The sequence below is a fragment of the Christiangramia sediminicola genome (assembly GCF_031344135.1).
In the GTDB taxonomy this organism is placed as follows: Bacteria; Bacteroidota; Bacteroidia; order Flavobacteriales; family Flavobacteriaceae; genus Christiangramia; species Christiangramia sediminicola.
Window position 1 is genome coordinate 556,100 of the sequence record NZ_JAVJIU010000004.1, and the last position, 17,414, is coordinate 573,513.

Annotated in this window: 16 protein-coding genes; 9 read left to right on the forward strand and 7 right to left on the reverse strand. The window is 35.6% G+C overall.

The window, feature by feature from the left end:
- Window positions 1–14: 14 nt before the first annotated feature.
- Window positions 15–1,292, forward strand: coding sequence for a 2-oxoglutarate dehydrogenase complex dihydrolipoyllysine-residue succinyltransferase (gene odhB, locus RE431_RS13040; RefSeq protein ID WP_309562428.1), 1,278 nt, complete (start codon window positions 15–17; stop codon window positions 1,290–1,292).
- A 239-nt stretch (window positions 1,293–1,531) separates the two neighbouring features.
- Here the strand turns inward: odhB and RE431_RS13045 are convergent, their stop codons facing one another.
- Window positions 1,532–1,966, reverse strand: coding sequence for a retropepsin-like aspartic protease (locus RE431_RS13045; RefSeq protein ID WP_309562429.1), 435 nt, complete (start codon window positions 1,964–1,966; stop codon window positions 1,532–1,534).
- A gap of 299 nt (window positions 1,967–2,265) precedes the next feature.
- Here RE431_RS13045 and RE431_RS13050 point away from each other — a divergent pair, with 299 nt between their 5' ends.
- The gene (locus RE431_RS13050) at window positions 2,266–3,180 is read left to right on the forward strand and encodes a hypothetical protein (RefSeq protein WP_309562430.1); all 915 of its coding nucleotides are present in this window, start codon (window positions 2,266–2,268) and stop codon (window positions 3,178–3,180) included.
- A 53-nt stretch (window positions 3,181–3,233) separates the two neighbouring features.
- On the forward strand, window positions 3,234–4,184 hold the full coding sequence (locus RE431_RS13055) for a hypothetical protein (protein WP_309562431.1): 951 nt from the start codon (window positions 3,234–3,236) through the stop codon (window positions 4,182–4,184).
- Window positions 4,185–4,229: 45 nt separating this feature from the next.
- Here RE431_RS13055 and RE431_RS13060 read toward each other — a convergent pair whose 3' ends face one another.
- Together RE431_RS13060 and dinB are read right to left on the reverse strand one after the other, a co-directional pair.
- Window positions 4,230–7,208 carry a DNA polymerase III subunit alpha gene (locus RE431_RS13060; RefSeq protein WP_309562432.1) on the reverse strand — a complete coding sequence of 993 codons (2,979 nt, stop codon included), beginning with the start codon at window positions 7,206–7,208 and terminating at the stop codon, window positions 4,230–4,232.
- A gap of 38 nt (window positions 7,209–7,246) precedes the next feature.
- Complete coding sequence (gene dinB, locus RE431_RS13065; protein ID WP_309562433.1) at window positions 7,247–8,467, reverse strand: DNA polymerase IV; 1,221 nt, start codon at window positions 8,465–8,467, stop codon at window positions 7,247–7,249.
- Between the two features lie 155 nt (window positions 8,468–8,622).
- Between dinB and RE431_RS13070 the strand changes: the two genes are divergently transcribed.
- From RE431_RS13070 to RE431_RS13080, 3 genes are all read left to right on the forward strand, one after another.
- Window positions 8,623–9,012 carry a (deoxy)nucleoside triphosphate pyrophosphohydrolase gene (locus RE431_RS13070; RefSeq protein ID WP_309562434.1) on the forward strand — a complete coding sequence of 130 codons (390 nt, stop codon included), beginning with the start codon at window positions 8,623–8,625 and terminating at the stop codon, window positions 9,010–9,012.
- The gene (locus tag RE431_RS13075; RefSeq protein ID WP_309562435.1) at window positions 9,009–12,146 is read left to right on the forward strand and encodes a DEAD/DEAH box helicase; all 3,138 of its coding nucleotides are present in this window, start codon (window positions 9,009–9,011) and stop codon (window positions 12,144–12,146) included. Before RE431_RS13070 ends, RE431_RS13075 begins: the two co-directional genes overlap by 4 nt.
- A 65-nt stretch (window positions 12,147–12,211) precedes the next feature.
- On the forward strand, window positions 12,212–12,445 hold the full coding sequence (locus RE431_RS13080; RefSeq protein WP_309562436.1) for a hypothetical protein: 234 nt from the start codon (window positions 12,212–12,214) through the stop codon (window positions 12,443–12,445).
- A 52-nt stretch (window positions 12,446–12,497) separates the two neighbouring features.
- On the opposite strand, the gene RE431_RS13085 is transcribed toward RE431_RS13080, so the two are convergent.
- Window positions 12,498–12,998 carry a YybH family protein gene (locus RE431_RS13085; protein ID WP_309562437.1) on the reverse strand — a complete coding sequence of 167 codons (501 nt, stop codon included), beginning with the start codon at window positions 12,996–12,998 and terminating at the stop codon, window positions 12,498–12,500.
- 147 nt (window positions 12,999–13,145) lie between these two features.
- Between RE431_RS13085 and RE431_RS13090 the strand changes: the two genes are divergently transcribed.
- Entirely contained in the window at window positions 13,146–13,766 is a 621-nt protein-coding gene (locus RE431_RS13090; protein ID WP_309562438.1) for an intradiol ring-cleavage dioxygenase, read from the forward strand.
- A gap of 89 nt (window positions 13,767–13,855) precedes the next feature.
- Here the strand turns inward: RE431_RS13090 and RE431_RS13095 are convergent, their stop codons facing one another.
- A complete protein-coding gene (locus tag RE431_RS13095; RefSeq protein ID WP_309562439.1) occupies window positions 13,856–15,649 on the reverse strand; it encodes a DUF885 domain-containing protein in 1,794 nt (597 codons plus the stop codon).
- A gap of 195 nt (window positions 15,650–15,844) precedes the next feature.
- Between RE431_RS13095 and RE431_RS13100 the strand changes: the two genes are divergently transcribed.
- Both RE431_RS13100 and RE431_RS13105 read left to right on the forward strand, forming a co-directional pair.
- Entirely contained in the window at window positions 15,845–16,225 is a 381-nt protein-coding gene (locus RE431_RS13100; protein WP_309562440.1) for a hypothetical protein, read from the forward strand.
- A 17-nt stretch (window positions 16,226–16,242) separates the two neighbouring features.
- Window positions 16,243–16,719, forward strand: coding sequence for a PEGA domain-containing protein (locus tag RE431_RS13105; protein ID WP_309562441.1), 477 nt, complete (start codon window positions 16,243–16,245; stop codon window positions 16,717–16,719).
- 66 nt (window positions 16,720–16,785) lie between these two features.
- Here RE431_RS13105 and RE431_RS13110 read toward each other — a convergent pair whose 3' ends face one another.
- On the reverse strand, window positions 16,786–16,932 hold the full coding sequence (locus RE431_RS13110) for a hypothetical protein (protein ID WP_309562442.1): 147 nt from the start codon (window positions 16,930–16,932) through the stop codon (window positions 16,786–16,788).
- Window positions 16,933–17,072: 140 nt separating this feature from the next.
- Window positions 17,073–17,342 carry a hypothetical protein gene (locus RE431_RS13115; protein WP_309562443.1) on the reverse strand — a complete coding sequence of 90 codons (270 nt, stop codon included), beginning with the start codon at window positions 17,340–17,342 and terminating at the stop codon, window positions 17,073–17,075.
- Window positions 17,343–17,414: the final 72 nt, after the last annotated feature.

A 17,414-nucleotide genomic window follows, 5' to 3' on the forward strand; every position in this document is an offset into this window, starting at 1 on the left:
AATAGATAATAATCATGGCCTTAGAAATGAAAGTTCCTTCACCCGGGGAAAGTATCACCGAAGTTGAAATAGCTCAGTGGCTGGTAGAAGACGGGGATTACGTTGAAAAAGATCAGGCAGTAGCCGAAGTTGACAGTGATAAAGCAACTCTTGAACTTCCGGCGGAAGCAAGCGGTATTATCACGCTTAAGGCTGAAGAAGGTGATGTGGTAGAAGTTGGTGAGGTAGTTTGTTTAATCGATACTGAAGCTGAAAAGCCAGGAGGTGGAGATTCTTCAGATGATAAGCCTGCAGAAGAGGAAGAAAAAGAGCGCCAGGAAAAAACTGAAGATAAAAAAGACAGTGATAAGGCAGAAGCTAAAACTGAAACACCTTCAAAATCAAGTACTCCTTCTCAAAAGCAGGATGATACTTATGCAACCGGGAGCCCATCTCCTGCAGCAAAGAAAATTCTTGATGAAAAAGGAATTGAATCTAAGGATGTTAAGGGAACAGGGCGTGATGGTCGTATAACTAAAGAAGATGCTGTAGAGGCAAAAGCATCTATGGGAACTCCTGGAACTGGAACCAGAGGAGAAGAGAAGAAGAAGATGTCTATGTTCCGTCGTAAGCTTGCTGAAAGATTGGTAAGCGCAAAGAACGACACGGCAATGCTTACTACTTTTAATGAAGTAGATATGTCTCCTATCTTCGAGCTTAGAAAGAAATATAAAGAGGAGTTTAAAGATAAGCATGGTGTAAGCCTTGGTTTTATGTCTTTCTTCACTTTAGCAGTTATTCGTGCATTAGAAGAGTATCCTGCAGTGAATTCTATGATAGATGGTGATTACCAAATAAGCTACGATTATAAAGATATTAGTATCGCTGTTTCTGGACCTAAAGGTCTAACCGTACCGGTTATTAGAAATGCAGAGAATCTGAGCTTCCGCGGAGTAGAGGCAGAGGTTAAGCGTCTTGCTCTTAGAGCTCGTGACGGAAAGATCACGGTAGATGAAATGACTGGTGGTACTTTTACCATTACTAATGGTGGTGTATTTGGATCTATGCTTTCAACACCAATTATCAACCCTCCGCAAAGTGCGATCCTTGGAATGCACAATATCGTAGAGAGACCGGTTGCAATAGATGGACATGTTGAGATAAGACCTATTATGTACGTTGCACTGTCTTATGATCACAGAATCATTGATGGTAAAGAATCTGTTGGTTTCCTTGTGGCTGTGAAAGAAGCATTGGAGAATCCGGAGGAATTATTAATGGATAATGATGTAAAGAGAGCTCTTGAACTATAGTTCAGAAATTAATATTATAAAAAAAGGTCCGCAATTGCGGACCTTTTTTATTCTCTAACAAAAATTAAAACAAAACTAACAAACGAATTACGTTCAATGCTAAAGTTCCTACAACCAAGACGGCTAGTAAAACGAAAATGAGTTGAGAAAATGCTTTAGTTTTGATACGTAGTAAAATTAAATTGTAACCACTCAAATTTAATTTTTTAACTCGCCCAAGTCAAAGGGGATTTTTCCCTTTATTTCAAATATAAAGCCTTGTTTTTGTAATCTATTACGGCTTTCCCTTTTTTGAGAATATCTGCGCCTATGATTCCGTGTACTTTTTCAGCTTTGTGATTTATAAGTGCTTCATTCACATGCTTTAAATCGAAAAGAACAAGATCTACTTTTTTCTTTGTCCAACTGCTAATTTCTATTCTATTTTTTTGAGATATCTGCGTAAGCATATTTGTTGCTCCGGCTCCGGCAGCTTTTACGTCGCTATCTTCAGAGAGTAGATCAAAATGTTCTACAGCCTCTATACCTACACAAGTGCTGGAAGCACCCGTATCTAAAATAAAATCACCCTTAATATTGTTGATCTTAGCTTCGACTTCCAGGTGATTTGTTTTGGTAAATTTGAGCTTGATACGGTGATATCCTTTTCCTTCAAGATGTTTTTTAAGAGACATTTTTTTTTACAAATATAGAACTCTGAAACTAAAACTATTTTAGGCTAAATAGTAAAAATTTTATTCAAAACTGTTATCTAGATTTTTGAAAAAATTATTTATATAAAATTATTATAATTTATATTATATTTTGTCAGTCTAGGCTTATTAAAAAAAAGAAAATTACTCTTAAATCTTCTTAAAAAACAGTATTATATCGATGATTATAGTCTTATTAACGAATAAGTTGTAAGAGTGATTTGGACGATGGTTGTTATTCGTAGTTTTACCTTTGAAAAACAATATTAACCATTTGATTTATGAGAAATTTTTATTTTATTGCCGTATTGGGGTTGTTATTTGTGGGTTGCTCCGTTGATAATGACGAGATAGTTAATGAAGAAATTGGCGTTGCTGATGTTACTGTTTGTGATGTGACAGCTGGTGCTGATAATTCAATTACGCTTACTAATGAGTATGTAATGAATAATTTATATACTCCAGCAAGGTTGGAAAGATACTTTAAGAGATTATTAGATGAAGGTGTGCCTACAGATGGAACTTTTAGTCCTTCTATGGAATCTTTAATTTTATCTTATCAGGATTTTAATTTTCAAACTTTTACTACCGTTTATACTGTTGGCGAGGGAGGGTGTACAGATTTCACTGAATTAAGCATTGTTGTAGTAGAAAAAATAGAAGAGCCTTCTACTTGTTTTATTGGAGATGATATATATCAAGAAGTTGAAAATAAATTTATACAGGAAAATATAGGTAATGATCCTGTGAAATTGAAAAATTATTATTTAGGCCTACTTAATGATGAAGTTCCTTTAAATGGAACATTTTCACCTGAAATTGCTACAATTGGCAATTCTTACTTAAGAGATAATTATCAGACTTTTACAACTGTTTACACTGTGGATTTTGGTGACTGTACGGATTCAGTTAAAATTACCGTGAAGGTACTACCAGCTTGTGCAGGAGAGGATAAGTTTGTTACTCGAACTAATTCATTCGTTCAAAATAACTTGTATACCCCTTCCAGATTGAGAAGATTTTATTTGAGAATGTTGGATTCAGGTGTTTCTGTGAATGGTACCTTCACTCCTTCAATGGAAACCTTAATTCAGAGTTATCAGAAGGATAATTTCCAAGTGTTTACAACTACATATACGGTTGATGAAGAAGAATGTTCAGATTCTACAAAGCTTAGTATTGAAGTTATAGAATAATATAATTATTTATTCAATTTAATAAACAGCGCTGGAAACAGCGCTGTTTTTTTTTGGATTATTTAAGTGCTAAATTTATAAGTAATGATATTAATTGGTATTATATCGATAAAATAATTAATCATAACGAGTTATTGAAATTTTTCTGTTTAGATCCAACCGTTATTATTATTTTTCTGCCGAAAAACTTTAATAACCAGTGTTTTATGAAAAATTATTTTATAATTGTTGCGATCTTGGGGTTATTATTTATGGGTTGTACCGTTGATAATGACGAATTGAACTACGAAGAGAGTTATTTGAATACATTTAATCTCGAAGCTAGCGAAATCTGTGAGCCTTACTTCTTTGATTTAATAGACTCAGGTAATGAATTTGGATCTGTTATTTTGTCTAACTCTAACGATGGAGAAACTGCATTTGTGGAATTTGAAATTAATATGGGGTATTCTCTTTCTGAGATTTTAATTTTGAAGGCTAATGACGTTTCTGCAATCCCAGCAAGTAACGGAGGAGTTATTCCTGGAAAATTAGATAAATATGACTATAATTCAATTGGCTATTCAAAATTTGAATTTTCAGTAGAAAGTTCTATGGTTTTAGTTGCAAGAATTACTGTTGTAGATGAAAATGGAAGAAGTTATGTTAGTTGGGTTGGAAGTGAAACTTTAAATGGATGGAAAAATGGATCTGCTTATTTAACTTATAATGTATGTATTCCTCCGAATGAACCGGTTTGTAATGTTAGTGCAGGATCAGATGTATCTATAAGTTTAACAAATACCTATGTTTTAAATAATTTATATACGCCAGCTCGACTGGGGAGATATCTGATAAGGCAATTAGATGCTGGTGTCTCTACCACTGGAACATTTGATCCAGATCCAGAGGAATTGATTAATATGTATCTTTCTAATAACTTTCAAACGTTTACAACTACTTATACTGTTACTGGGGATGATTGTTCTGATTCTGCAGTTTTTAAAATTACGGTTGAGCCATAATTTAATTATATGATATTATTAAAGCAGCCTCATTGAGGCTGCTTTTTATTTTAGAGAGATTTTAAAATTTGAGCCAACCAATCTTGGATCAGTTTGGGTAGTAAGGCGGGAGATCCAATTTATTTCTATAGACACATATCCAAGATCACACATTACTTTTCCAGAGCATTTATAAATACCATCACTTCTAATAGGATATTTCTCTGCAGCATTAGGGAAAAGCACTACATCAAAGATATCTCCGAGGATATCATAAAATGTAGCGAAATACATGTACTTACCATTTGAAGTCCCAGTCTTTCTATAATCAACCAGATTTCCATAGATCTCAACATTTTTACTAATATGATGCTTCAGTTTTTTGGCAGTTAATGTATTGTGCATTGGTTCAGCTAAAAGATCAAAATGATTACATAATGGGAAACCGAGCAATTGCATCTGGTCGTAGGCTTCAATGATCTTTGAAAATTCAAATTCCGGAAGTTCGAATTCACGATGTTGAGGCTTGAATAAGAGCGCCTGGTTGCTTTTCGGCCTGGATTTATTCAGTTTAAAATAAGCGTTCCATAACAATTCATGTTTATCTAATCCAGTAAACCTGAATGCATTTATTTTCAATAATAGGCTTATCTGTTCAATGGAAATATCGATACGATCTATAAAATCATCCAAAGATCTGAACTGACCGAAAAACTGCCTGTTCTCCAATATTTGTTGAATAGTCTTGTTCTCGAGTTCCTTAATATAACCGAACCCGAGATAAATATCTTTTCCGAAGATCGTGTTGGGATGGTCGCTTCTATTAATACATGGCGCATGAATTTTGCCTCCGCAATTTCTTATTTCCTGAATATAGGTTTGAAGATTATAAAAACCTCCTCCGTTATTAATAGCTGCTACCATAAATTCCAGAGGGAAATATTTTTTGAGATATAAACTCTGATAACTTTCTACTGCATAAGAAGCAGAATGCCCTTTTGGAAATGCATAACCGGCAAAGGAAGAGATCTGTTCCCATACCTCGTTAGTCAATTTAAGGGGATATCCACGCTGCGCACAATTTTCTCTATAATTATGTTCGATCTTTTCCATCTGACCTTTAGAAGTCTTCTTACCACTCATTCCCCTGCGTAACACATCAGCATCATCCAGATCCAGCCCGGCGAAAATATGCGCTACTTTCATCACATCTTCCTGATAGACCATGACACCGTAAGTGTCTTCCATAATCTCCAGCATTACAGGATGAGCCTCCTTTTTCTTTTCAGGATCTCGATGTCTTCTAATAAATTCTTCCTTCATACCGGCACTGGAGACTCCGGGCCTGATAACCGAGCTGGCCGCAACCAGGTTCATATAATTGTCGGTTTGCAGTTTTGTAAGCAACCCGCGCATGGCCGGAGATTCCACATAGAAAACACCCATGCAATCACCTACTTTCAAAAGATCATTAATGGCAGGATCTTCTTTAAAGAGTTTGATGTTTTCTATATCCTCAATTTTGGCGTTCGGCTGATTTTGTTTAATGATCTCCAAAGCATCTGTGATCTTGGAAAGTCCGCGTTGAGCCAGAATATCAAATTTGTGAATGCCAACATCTTCAGCGATATTCATATCTATCTGAATGGTTTGAAAGCCTTTTGGAGGCAAAAAAGTTCCGGCGTAATTATGCACAGATTCATTCAGAATCAAAATCCCGCCGGAATGAACACTTAGGTAATTGGGAAAGCCATCAATTAATCGACTATATCTCAGTACCAGTTTTTCCAGGTGATCCAGATCTTTAAAGTCGTAAAAACCCTGAGAAAGCTTGTCTATGTTCTCTTTTGGAAGACCAAAGACTTTTCCTAATTCTCTTGCAACGGCCCTGCTTTTAAAAGTTACGTAAGTTCCCATTAATGCAGTATGGCGATAATTTCTGAAAATGAAATTGGTCACATCATTACGGTCTTTCCAGGAAAAATCGATATCGAAATCTGGCGGAGAACTTCGGTTCGGGTTTATAAATCTTTCAAAATAGAGATCAAGCTCGATGGGATCTACATTGGTAATACCAAGAATGTATGCAACCACGGAATTTGCGCCGCTACCTCGCCCAACAAAAGGATAATTTTTAGAACGGGCGTAATTCACGATCTCCAGATTGATCAGGAAATAAGAAACAAAGCCAAGCTTAATAATGGTATTGAGTTCTTTTTTTACTCTGTCCAGTACTTTTTTCCCGGGATCTGAATACCTTTCAGGTAACTTTTGATAACAGAGGTCTACAAGCCTTTCCCGGTCTTTTTCAGGAGTCTCCAGAACGAGAAGATTTCTGTTCTGACCTTTTCCGAATTCAAAGTCTACTTTGCAGGAATCAAATAATTTTTCAGTATTTTTAATGATATGCGGGAATTCCTCAAACCCTTTCAAGAGTATTTCTTCCGCAATCATTTTATCTGATAACGAACCCTGTTCGCTTTCCGGAAGTTTACTAAGCAATGTGTTATTATCAATAGCTCGTAACAGGCGATGGGCATTAAAATCTTTTTTATTTCGGAAGCTTACCGTTTCAAAAATTACCAGCTTATTCTCCAGTTTTCGATACTCTGAAAATTTTAATTTTCGAAGATCATTTATGGAAACTCCGATAAATTCATTACTCCTGAAATCGGTTTTTCTGGTGATTGATATTTTTTTAAAAGGATATATAATATAACAATCGGGTAGGAGTGGAGCTTCATTTTCAAAATTCCTTTTCTCATGTATATGTTCTGAAAGATGATCGTTAAGTTGCTTATATCCTTGATTATTTCTCGCAATTCCTACATATTGCTGATCTGCAGAATTCCTGAAATCTATCCCAACCAATGCATTTAAATCTGAATTTTTATTGAGTTTGATGAATTCAAGACAGGCAGAAGTATTATTAATATCTGTTAGCGCAATTTGATTCACGCCATTAGATTCCGCCAGCTGACATAATTCACGGGTAGACATTGTGCCGTAGCGCAAAGAATAATATGTGTGACAGTTTAGAAACAAAGTTCAATTATCATTTATCGATCCTTATTTTTCAATTTTTACTGCTTTCTATGAGCAAGCACAATGGGTGGTTCCCCGTTGAAGGGATTTCCCATTCTTCCGATAGTTTTTGCATCCATAGAGGTAGCGCGCATCACGCTATGTTCCCCGAAACGATTCTTTATTTTATCCAGGGAGTTATAGAGGTTCAGCATTTCTTCAGAATCATCAAAAAGATTGATCTGGTAATGACCACCTACGAGTCCGCTAAAACGCACGCCAATCAACCTGATAAGTAACCGGCGAGTGTATAGTTTCTTAAACAACTCTTCTACTTTCGGAATTAAAATATGGTCTGCACTGGTATAAGGGATCTTGATCTGCTTGCTGTAGGTTTGAAAATCTGAATAGCGAATTTTCACGCTTACATTCGAAGTGAGCTTATTTCCCCGCCTTAGCTGATATGCAAGACTTTCAGCCATCGCTACCAGTGTTCCGTGCAGACGTATCATATCTATGGTGTCACGATTAAAAGTACGTTCGGTTGAGATCGATTTTCGCTCGTGAAAAGGAATGATTGGCGGATTGTCTATACCATGAGCTCTTTTCCAGATGGTGCGTCCATTTTTTCCCAAAACACTCTCCAGAACTTCTACCGGCATCTTTTGAATGGTCTCAATTCTACGGACTCCAAGATTCAGTAATTTCTGAAAGGTCTTATTCCCTATCATTGGGATCTTATTCACCGCGAGAGGAGCAAGGAAGCTTTTTTCGGTTCCTGCTTCTATGATCTTCTGGGCGTAAGGTTTGCCTTCTCCCGTGGCTATTTTTGAAACTACTTTATTTTGAGAAAGTCCGAAAGAGATAGGTAAATAGGTCTCCTTTAAAATGGTTTGCTGAAGTTCTTTGGCAAACTGGCTAATCCCGAAAAAACGATCCATCCCGGTAAGATCTGCATAGAATTCATCTACGCTGGCTTTCTCAAACGAAGGCACTTTACTGCGGATGATCTCGGTCACTTCGTGGGAAAATTTGGTGTAAGTGGAAGCATTTCCTTTAATGACGATAGACTGTGGACAAAGTTGTCTCGCTACCTTCATAGACATTCCCGAGTGAACTCCGAATTTACGGGTTTCATAACTGCAGGCGGCTACCACGCCACGGTCTCCCAGCCCGCCTACAATAAGCGGTTTATCGTTTAATTTAGAATCCAGACGTCTTTCTGCCGAAACAAAAAAAGTATCCAGATCCAGGTGAATTATAGACTTTGTATTCTTCATAATTAGGAAATATTCCTTTTAATTGGAAATATTCCAAAATTATAAAATTATTCTGGTTGCAGATGTTGGTGGAGCGTTAAAAAGTAAATTACATTTGAAACAAATTGTTTAACTAAACATGTATTTTTAATTCACTAATAATCGAAAAAATCGGATTGATTCAAGTTACGTGTGCCTTAATCGAATATAACGATCGAATTTTATGTGCTCAAAGGAGTGAAAAGATGAGTCTACCTTTAAAATGGGAATTTCCTGGTGGGAAACTTGAAGAGGGAGAAACATTAGAAGATTGTCTTAGAAGAGAAATAAAAGAAGAACTGGGAATAGATATTTATATCAAACAGCGTCTTCCTTCGAACACACATGAATATTCTAAAAATAAGATTATAGAGCTCATACCATTTCGTTGTTCCCTACAAACTTCAGAAATTGATTTAAAAGAACATTCTAAGATAGAATGGTCAACTGTTTGCCAATTAGAAAAATTTGATTGGGCCGAAGCAGATATTCCAATTGTTCAATATTATATACAAAATTTTAAATGAGTTTTGAAACAGGACTTTACGAGCAGTTAATAAATAAACTTGTAGCTAATAAATTAGATTCACTTGACAGTAAAAAATTTCATATTAGTAAAACCGCTTTAGATAAAGAGGAAGCGTCCCAATATTTAAGTCTCTACTTATCAGAAACAATCCGTTTTGCTTTAAATGAAATCAAAGATAAAGAAAGGCCGATAAGGCAAATTGAAATCTCTAATAAGATTATAAAATTGTTAGCTGAAGAACTTCAAAATTTAGATCTAACAGATAACCTTATTGAAAATGAAGGAAGAATATTAGAAGCTGTTTTTTCCAAGTCTAACTTTCCCCATTCAAACTTACAAGATCGACTAAAAGAAATAACACCATATACTCGACTGAGCCAAAGTGAATTGTTTACGGGGAATAATACTGGAATCTCATTAGAGAGTGAGATTAAAAAAGAAATCCTTTCTGCAGATGAAATTTGTTGGCTTGTTTCATTCATAAAATTTTCAGGGATTAGAATTTTCAAAAAGGAATTGGAGGAATTTACAAGTAGTGGTAGAAAATTAAAGATTATTACAACTTCATACATGGGAGCAACAGATCCTAAAGCTATAGAATATCTATCTACATTGCCCAATACAGAAATTAAAGTGTCTTACAATGTTGAACATGAACGGTTACATGCGAAAGCATATCTCTTTCTAAGGAAATCAGGTTTTCATACAGGCTATATAGGATCTTCTAACCTTTCGAGATCTGCATTAACCAATGGTTTAGAATGGAATTTGAAAGTTACAACCCAGGAAATAGGACATATAATAGATAAGTTTCAAAAAACATTTGAGACTTATTGGGAAGATCCAGAATTTGAACCTTACGAGAAAGATAAGGATAGAGAGAAACTAATTAGTTCATTAAAAAGGCAGAGTTATCAAGGAGCAAATCAAATCACATCATTTTTCGACCTCAAACCATATCCCTATCAGGAGGAAATTCTTTCTAAGCTAGAATCAGAGAGAATTCTCCACAAACGGAACAAGAACTTAGTGGTCGCTGCTACAGGAACGGGTAAAACTGTAATATCTGCTTTCGACTTCAAAAGATTTAAAAGCTCAATTCAAAATCCGAGATTTTTATTTGTTGCTCATAGAAAGGAAATTCTTGAGCAAGCTCAAAAAACGTTTCAACATGTTTTGAAAGATTCAAATTTCGGAGAATTATGGGTAGGAGGTTATGAACCTGAGAAATATGATCAGCTTTTTGCCTCAGTTCAAACTTTGAATAGTAGGCTTAGCCAACTAGAATTAGACATAAATTTCTTCGATTATATTATTGTTGATGAAGTTCATCATATCAAGGCCGATAGCTATAGGCCTATATTAAAAAGGTTTAATCCTCAAATATTATTGGGTCTTACGGCAACACCAGAAAGAATGGATGGTGGTGATATTACTGAGGATTTTCATGACAAAATTGCTGCCGAAATTCGACTTCCAGAGGCCCTAAATAGAAAACTACTTTCTCCATTCCAATATTTCGCACTTTCAGATTCTATTGATCTATCAAATGTAAGTTGGAAAAATGGTAAATATGAGATCAAAGAACTAACCAAATTATATACAGAGAACGATCGTCGGGTTGGAGATATACTTAAGAATTGTGAGGAATATCTAACTGATGTCAATGATGTGCAGGCATTGGGTTTTTGTGTCAGTCAAGATCATGCTAAATACATGGCAGACAAATTCACTCTCGCCGGACTAAAGGCTGATTATTTGGTTAGTGGAAATAGCTCAGATAGAACAATATTAAGAGACAGGTTAAGTAAAAAGGAGATTAATTATTTGTTTGTAGTCGATATTTTTAATGAGGGTGTTGATATTCCTGAAATTGATACAGTTCTTTTTTTGAGACCAACTGAAAGCTTGACAATCTTTTTGCAACAACTTGGTAGAGGACTTCGTTTAGCAGAAAATAAGGATTGCCTTACTGTTTTAGATTTTGTAGGGAACGCTAGACCAGAATATGATTTTGAGCATAAATTCAGAGCACTAATCGGTAAAACACATACTTCTGTAATTAAGGAAATTGAAGATGAATTTCCACATTTACCCTTGGGATGCTCTATTGTTTTAGAAAGGAAGGCTAAAGAAGTAATTCTTAGAAATATTAGAGAAGCTACCGAATTTAGAAGACCTCAGCTCCTTCAAAAAATTAAAACTTTTAAGCACCATTCTACAAGAACACTCAATCTTTCGAACTTTTTAGATTTTCATCATCTTGAAATACAACAAGTTTATAAGAAAGGAAGTTGGAAAAGGTTGTGTGCAGATGCCGGTGTAATCGAAGACTTCTTCGAACCTAATGAAAAAGAAATAGCAAATTTCATTACCGGTAGATTGATAAATTGTAATTCTGTTAGCTATTTAAATTTTATAAAGAGATTATGTGTAACAAACTTTGAAGTGTCTGAAGATTCAGAAGAGGATCGTTTAAAAGCCTTAATGTTTCATTACGATATCTGGCAGAAATCTGGTCCCGATATCGGATTCGAGGATTTACAAGAAAGTCTCAATCAAATCAACAGAAATCCTGAAATGGTTAAGGAAATAAAAGAGGTAGTTGATTTTTGCATTGAGAAAATAGATTTTATAGAAAAGCCTATCGAACTTGGATTCTCATTTCCATTAAAAATTCATAGTCGATATAATCGTAATCAAATACTTGTTGCAATTAGAAGGCATAAATTCAAAAAGTCTAAACCTAGCAGAGAAGGAGCATCTTATGAAAAATCAATAAATACAGAAGCATTATTTGTAACTTTAAAGAAGTCTGATAAAGAATATTCACCTACCACTATGTATGAGGATTATGCCCTGAATAAAAACCTATTTCATTGGCAAACACAAAATAGTGCTTCTCCAAATACTCCTAAGGGTCAGGCATATATCAATAGCGAGAAAAATGTTCTATTATTTGTGAGAGAACAGGCTAAAGATGAATATGGATTTACAATGGGTTATGTGTTTTTAGGTAAAGTTGAATTTCAAAGCTACAATGGAGAAAAACCTATGAATATCGAGTGGAAATTAGAAGAGTCTATACCTCCATATATTCTAAAAGAAAGTCAAAAATTAGCCGTGGGATAAATAATATAAAAAGCTCTAATTGATTTTTTTCGTACCTTAATTGTTCTAACCAATAACCAAAAATTATGGAGGGCTCATCAGGTAAACGCAGGTTGGTAAAGAAATATGTGTCTGATTTTATCTTTTCTGAAAAGACACGTTTTGTTCTGGACGGTACAAATTATCAGTTTTCAAACAACGAACCGGGAGGAAAGTTTATTAAGTTCCGGTTTGAAAAAGCCCCGGGAAGAAAGAAGCGGAAATTTGTATTTAAATGCATCTATAAGATGATGAAGAATTTTCAATCTTCACTAAACTAAAAATAAAAGCCCTTTCTTAAAAGGGCTTTTATTTTTAGGCTTCTAAGATTTTTTATTCATTTTCCATTTCAACTGCGGTTGAATCTGGAGTTTTATCAGTGATATTCAAAACCTGAAGTTTCCAGTCATTATTGGTCTTTTTCCAGATGAAGGTATACGCACCTTCAAAAGTAGTTCCGGTGCTGTCTCCTTTGACTCCGTGACTATAAGTTCCCGCATCATAGGCAAGGTCTTTTCCCGAAAAGTTCTTTTCCGATCTTGTTTTCAGTCCTTCCATCATCGGCGCAGTTTCTTTGTACCAGGCTCTGATGCTATCTGTATTCATAGTTTTTCCCTGCATATATAAAACAGCGTCACCTGCAGTCAAACTATCCAGGGTACTGGCGTCATTTTTATTCCAGGAGTCTATCCATTGTTTGTTGATTTCAGCAGGATCACGTGTTTCAGCCTGTTCAGCCATATCGTCCATGTCATCGGCTTCTTTCTTTTCGGCATCATTACAACTGAATAAAAACAGCAGTGTGAAAAGCGGTATCATTTTTAATAGTTTCATCTTTTGGTCAATTTAAAGTCATACTCTAAATTACTGAATAACAGTCAATAATGTTTATTTGAGCATAGGATTTTAGATGAAACGAATAAATTTCCGGATCAATTTAACTAATTGATTACTAGGGCTAAAATGCTTAAATTTATTAGCATGTACTTCAGGATCATCATTTTCGGAATATCATTGCTTCTATTCTCCTGCGCAAGATCACAGGAAAATAAGGACTTTGAGTTGATTGGTGGTCCTTGTGAAGGTTGTGAAGCAGTTCTGGAATATGAAGGTGAACTGAAGAATACAGATACACTTCCCGAATTCGCTTCCGCAGAAAATAAATTGAAGATCACTGGTGTTATCTACCAGGCCAATGGAACCACTCCGGCAAAAGATGTCATTTTATATATTCATCATACAAATGCTGAAGGTGTTTATCCAACAAAAGGAGATGAAAAAGGCTGGGCTGAGCGGCATGGATATATTCGAGGCTGGATAAAGACAGATAAGGATGGTCGTTATACGTTTTATTCGCAAATTCCCGGTAGTTATCCCGATGGAAAAAACCCAGCTCATATTCACCCTATAATTTTGGAACCAGACGGTAGCTATTATTACTTATCTGCTTATTTTTTTGAGGGAGATCCATTATTGACCAGACATCATATGGAAGATCCTCCACGTGGGAGTGATGGTGTGGTTAAGCTTCAGGAAAATGATGAAATTAAATTAATTGAGCGCGATTTTATTCTGGGGAAGAGCATACCAGGTTATAAATAAAAAGCCCTTCTGAGATTTTAAATATCGTCATCCTGAATCAAGTTCAGCTTGACGAATTCCAGAAGGGCTTTCTGCTATTTCTAAAAACCTTACTTCGCTTCAGCGATCCAGTTATGGATCTTACGTTCCAAAAGTTGAAGTGGAATACAACCTGTTTCCAGTACTTCCTTATGATATTCTCTGATATCAAAATTATCTCCCATTTGTGATCTCGCGCGTTCTCTTAATTCTTTGATCTTTAATTGCCCGATCTTGTAAGATAATGCCTGGCCGGGATTAGCCATATATCTTTCAATTTCAGATATCACACTTGCTTCCAGTTCAGCTTCATTCTCTAAAGAATATTGAATGGCTTCTTCACGAGTCCATCCTTTGCTGTGTAAACCTGTATCAACCACTAGTCTTACTGCGCGATGCATTTCTGCACCCAGAGTTCCAAAATATTGGTAAGGATCTGTATAAAGCCCTAATTCCTTTCCGAGTGATTCTGAATACAATGCCCAGCCTTCACCATAACCACTATACCATAAGGTTTTTCTAAAATCTGGTAGTTCTTCATTTTCCTGGGTTAAAGAAACCTGATAATGATGCCCGGGAATCGCTTCATGAAGAAATAAGGATTCGTCGCTATAAGTATTGTAAGCTGATGCATCTGGAATTGGCACATAGAAAATTCCCGGTCTGGTACCGTCAAGAGATCCGGGATTATACTCGGCGCTGGCCGAATTTTCACGAAATGCTTCGGTTCGTCTAACTTCAAATTCTGTTTTTGGAGTAACACTAAAAAGCTTGTCAATATTAGGTTTCATTGTTTCATGGATCTGTTCAAAATTTGCGATCACTTCCTCGGGTTTAGTATAAGGCATCAGATCTTTATTCTCTCGCACATAATTAAAGAATGATTTTAGATCTCCATCAAAACCGACTTCTTCTTTTACTTTTTCCATTTCCTTTGAAATGCGTTCTACTTCATCTAAACCTAATTGGTGAATTTCTTCAGCAGTCATATCGGTAGTTGTGTAGAGCTTGATTTGGTGTTTGTAGTATGCTTCACCATCAGGAATTCCTGCAATTCCGCTTGATTCACGACCTTCCGGAAGGTATTCATCTTTTAAAAAGCTATGCATTTTCTCATATTGCGGGATCACCTTTTCCTTGATCATTTTCCTGTAATTTTCCGTAATCTGTTTCTTTTCTTCTTCAGAAAAACTATCTGGCATATTGTTTATAGGTCCGTAAAATAAATGATTTTCCATATCTGCATCTGTCATCGACTTCATCTGCGGAATTACTTTCTGAATAAGTGAAGCAGGTAGAACATAGCCTTTTTCCATGCCTTCTCTCATATTTTTTTCAGCAGATTCCATCCAGGTTAAATAACCGTCAACCCTTTTCATCCAGTTTTCATAATCTTCTACGGTTTTAAATGGCTGAGCTCCCGCACCGCTAGCCAGCTGACCCATAAAAAGATTAACAGACCACATCTGGTCTATAGGCATATATTTCCCTTTTTTAAATTCCATTGCCTCAAGATTCATGTCACATTCCCATTCAAGGATGTCTTTGCTCATTCTTTCAGTATCGCTAAGATCGTTGTCGTTGATCTGTGAGATCTCTTCTTTATAATTCGTATAATAATTTCTCAGGCTGTCCTCATATTCCTGTGAAAGAAAATTAGGGAATTGGTCATTATAGCGCATATCTCCGGAAGTAGTAGCCGAAATTGGATTCAGCTTCAATCCATCTTCATAATAATTGTTCAGGATACTGTCAAATTGAGCGCTTACACGGTTTTCTTCTTTTTCAGCGGAATCATTCTTTTTTTCATCCTTACAGCTCGTGATCATAGCGAACATTAGTAAGAGTAATATTGATTTTTTCATATTCTTGATGAATTTTATTAGTCAGTTATAATGGTTTTCAGGTTCAATAAAACCTCAATTTAAGGCTAATTCAGCAAATATTGGAATCGAAAATTTTAACACTCGAAAAATATTTTGAGAAAATTCACTCTTGAGTCTAAAAATAATATAAATTCACGCCGCAAAAATTTGAAATTAACTCATGCTTAAATAGTTATGGAAAGACTTGTTGTTTTATTGATCATTGTGGTTGCAGGCTGTAGCCCTAAGATCAAATCCAATCTTACTAATGCTCAACCGGCCTTATCGGCAAATGACGAGGTGGCGTTTTTAGATCTTAAACATGAAGTTCCACAAAAGGTGGTAAAGATCGGAAGTCTGAAATTTCAGGATTCCGGATTTTCTACAGACTGCAGTTTTAATAGCATCCTGAACAAAGCAAGATTAGAAGCTAGAAAAAACGGGGCAAATATCGTGAAGGTTGTAGAGAAAAAAGAACCAGACCTATGGAGCAGTTGTTACAGACTTAATATTGACCTATATAAATTTGAAGGCAGCGTGTCGAGCCTGCCTCAATATAAACTGACTCTCGACTAATCTAATCTAAATTTTAAATGAAAAATCTATTCAAAATTCTTCCTCTGGCTGGCCTTTTAATTTTACAAAGCTGCGCAACCATTGTATCTGGCTCCAGACAAACTATTAGGTTTAATTCAATGCCAGCAGCGGCAACAGTTTACATTAATGAAGTGGAGATTGGTAAAACTCCGGTAGAAAAAGATCTGAAAAGAAACCAGGAATACAAAGTAGCTATAAAAATGGATGGTTATAAGCCATATTCAGCAACCTTATCCAAGAAATTCAATGAATGGTATATTGGTAATATCGTATTTGGAGGAATCATCGGTCTTGTGGTAGATCCAATTACAGGAGCGATGTATAAATTAAGTCCAGATGAAGTGACCGCTAGGTTGGCTAATGATAATTCTGACGTTGTATTTAAAAGTAATCGAGATGATGTTCATATTTGCGTGAGCCTTAATATTGATCCTGAGTGGGAGAAAGTTGGACAGCTTGAAAGAGCAGAATAATTTTTTCAATACTAACCTGAATAAAAAAAGCCTCGCAATTTGCGAGGCTTTTTTTTAAGAATAATCTTAGTTTCCTATTCCGAAGGTTGAAACGATAGTGCTCTTTTCATCCAGTGAGTTCGGGTTCTTTACGATGATCCCGTATTCACCATCTTCAATTTCTGGAACGGTAATAATGTAAGAAGATTCACCAAATTTTTTCCCCTGAAACATTACGTATTCAAGGTTATTATTAGATCCTCCTGAAAAAGTTCCGGTAGAAGATAGTTCAGCTTTACGTGCTTTTCTGTTCGAATCAAATCTAAAAAGACTAATGATCGATAATGGATCGGTTTGATTATCAACAGATCTTACTACAATATTAAGTCCTTTATTTTTGAAGTTCGAACATTAGAGCAACATCCATCCACTTCAATTTTAGATTTAACCTTACCGATTCCAACAATATATACGCTGGCTCCGGCTTTGGTTTTGATTTTTACGGTTTCTTTTTCTAGAGGTATACTTGTGGAGTCTGATTTTAAAATAAAAGCTTCACCAATAAAATCTGGTTCTTTTACACTTTGTGCCCCTGCTAGGCTACAGGTTAACATAACCAAGCCTAGTAATACTGAATTTTTCATGAAAATGGTTTAAGAATCTTGCCTACTCTTATAGGTTTTCGGCTTCCCCTGTTTTTAAAATCATTAATTACG

Bases quoted from the DNA above. Each gene is read 5' to 3' on its own strand.
- odhB (WP_309562428.1), top strand. From the start codon at position 15: ATGGCCTTAGAAATGAAAGTTCCTTCACCCGGGGAAAGTATCACCGAA.
- RE431_RS13045 (WP_309562429.1), bottom strand. From the start codon at position 1,966: ATGTCTCTTAAAAAACATCTTGAAGGAAAAGGATATCACCGTATCAAG.
- RE431_RS13050 (WP_309562430.1), top strand. From the start codon at position 2,266: ATGAGAAATTTTTATTTTATTGCCGTATTGGGGTTGTTATTTGTGGGT.
- dinB (WP_309562433.1), bottom strand. From the start codon at position 8,467: ATGAAGAATACAAAGTCTATAATTCACCTGGATCTGGATACTTTTTTT.
- RE431_RS13075 (WP_309562435.1), top strand. From the start codon at position 9,009: ATGAGTTTTGAAACAGGACTTTACGAGCAGTTAATAAATAAACTTGTA.
- RE431_RS13080 (WP_309562436.1), top strand. From the start codon at position 12,212: ATGGAGGGCTCATCAGGTAAACGCAGGTTGGTAAAGAAATATGTGTCT.
- RE431_RS13085 (WP_309562437.1), bottom strand. From the start codon at position 12,998: ATGAAACTATTAAAAATGATACCGCTTTTCACACTGCTGTTTTTATTC.
- RE431_RS13090 (WP_309562438.1), top strand. From the start codon at position 13,146: ATGTACTTCAGGATCATCATTTTCGGAATATCATTGCTTCTATTCTCC.
- RE431_RS13095 (WP_309562439.1), bottom strand. From the start codon at position 15,649: ATGAAAAAATCAATATTACTCTTACTAATGTTCGCTATGATCACGAGC.
- RE431_RS13100 (WP_309562440.1), top strand. From the start codon at position 15,845: ATGGAAAGACTTGTTGTTTTATTGATCATTGTGGTTGCAGGCTGTAGC.
- RE431_RS13105 (WP_309562441.1), top strand. From the start codon at position 16,243: ATGAAAAATCTATTCAAAATTCTTCCTCTGGCTGGCCTTTTAATTTTA.
- RE431_RS13110 (WP_309562442.1), bottom strand. From the start codon at position 16,932: ATGTTTCAGGGGAAAAAATTTGGTGAATCTTCTTACATTATTACCGTT.
- RE431_RS13115 (WP_309562443.1), bottom strand. From the start codon at position 17,342: ATGAAAAATTCAGTATTACTAGGCTTGGTTATGTTAACCTGTAGCCTA.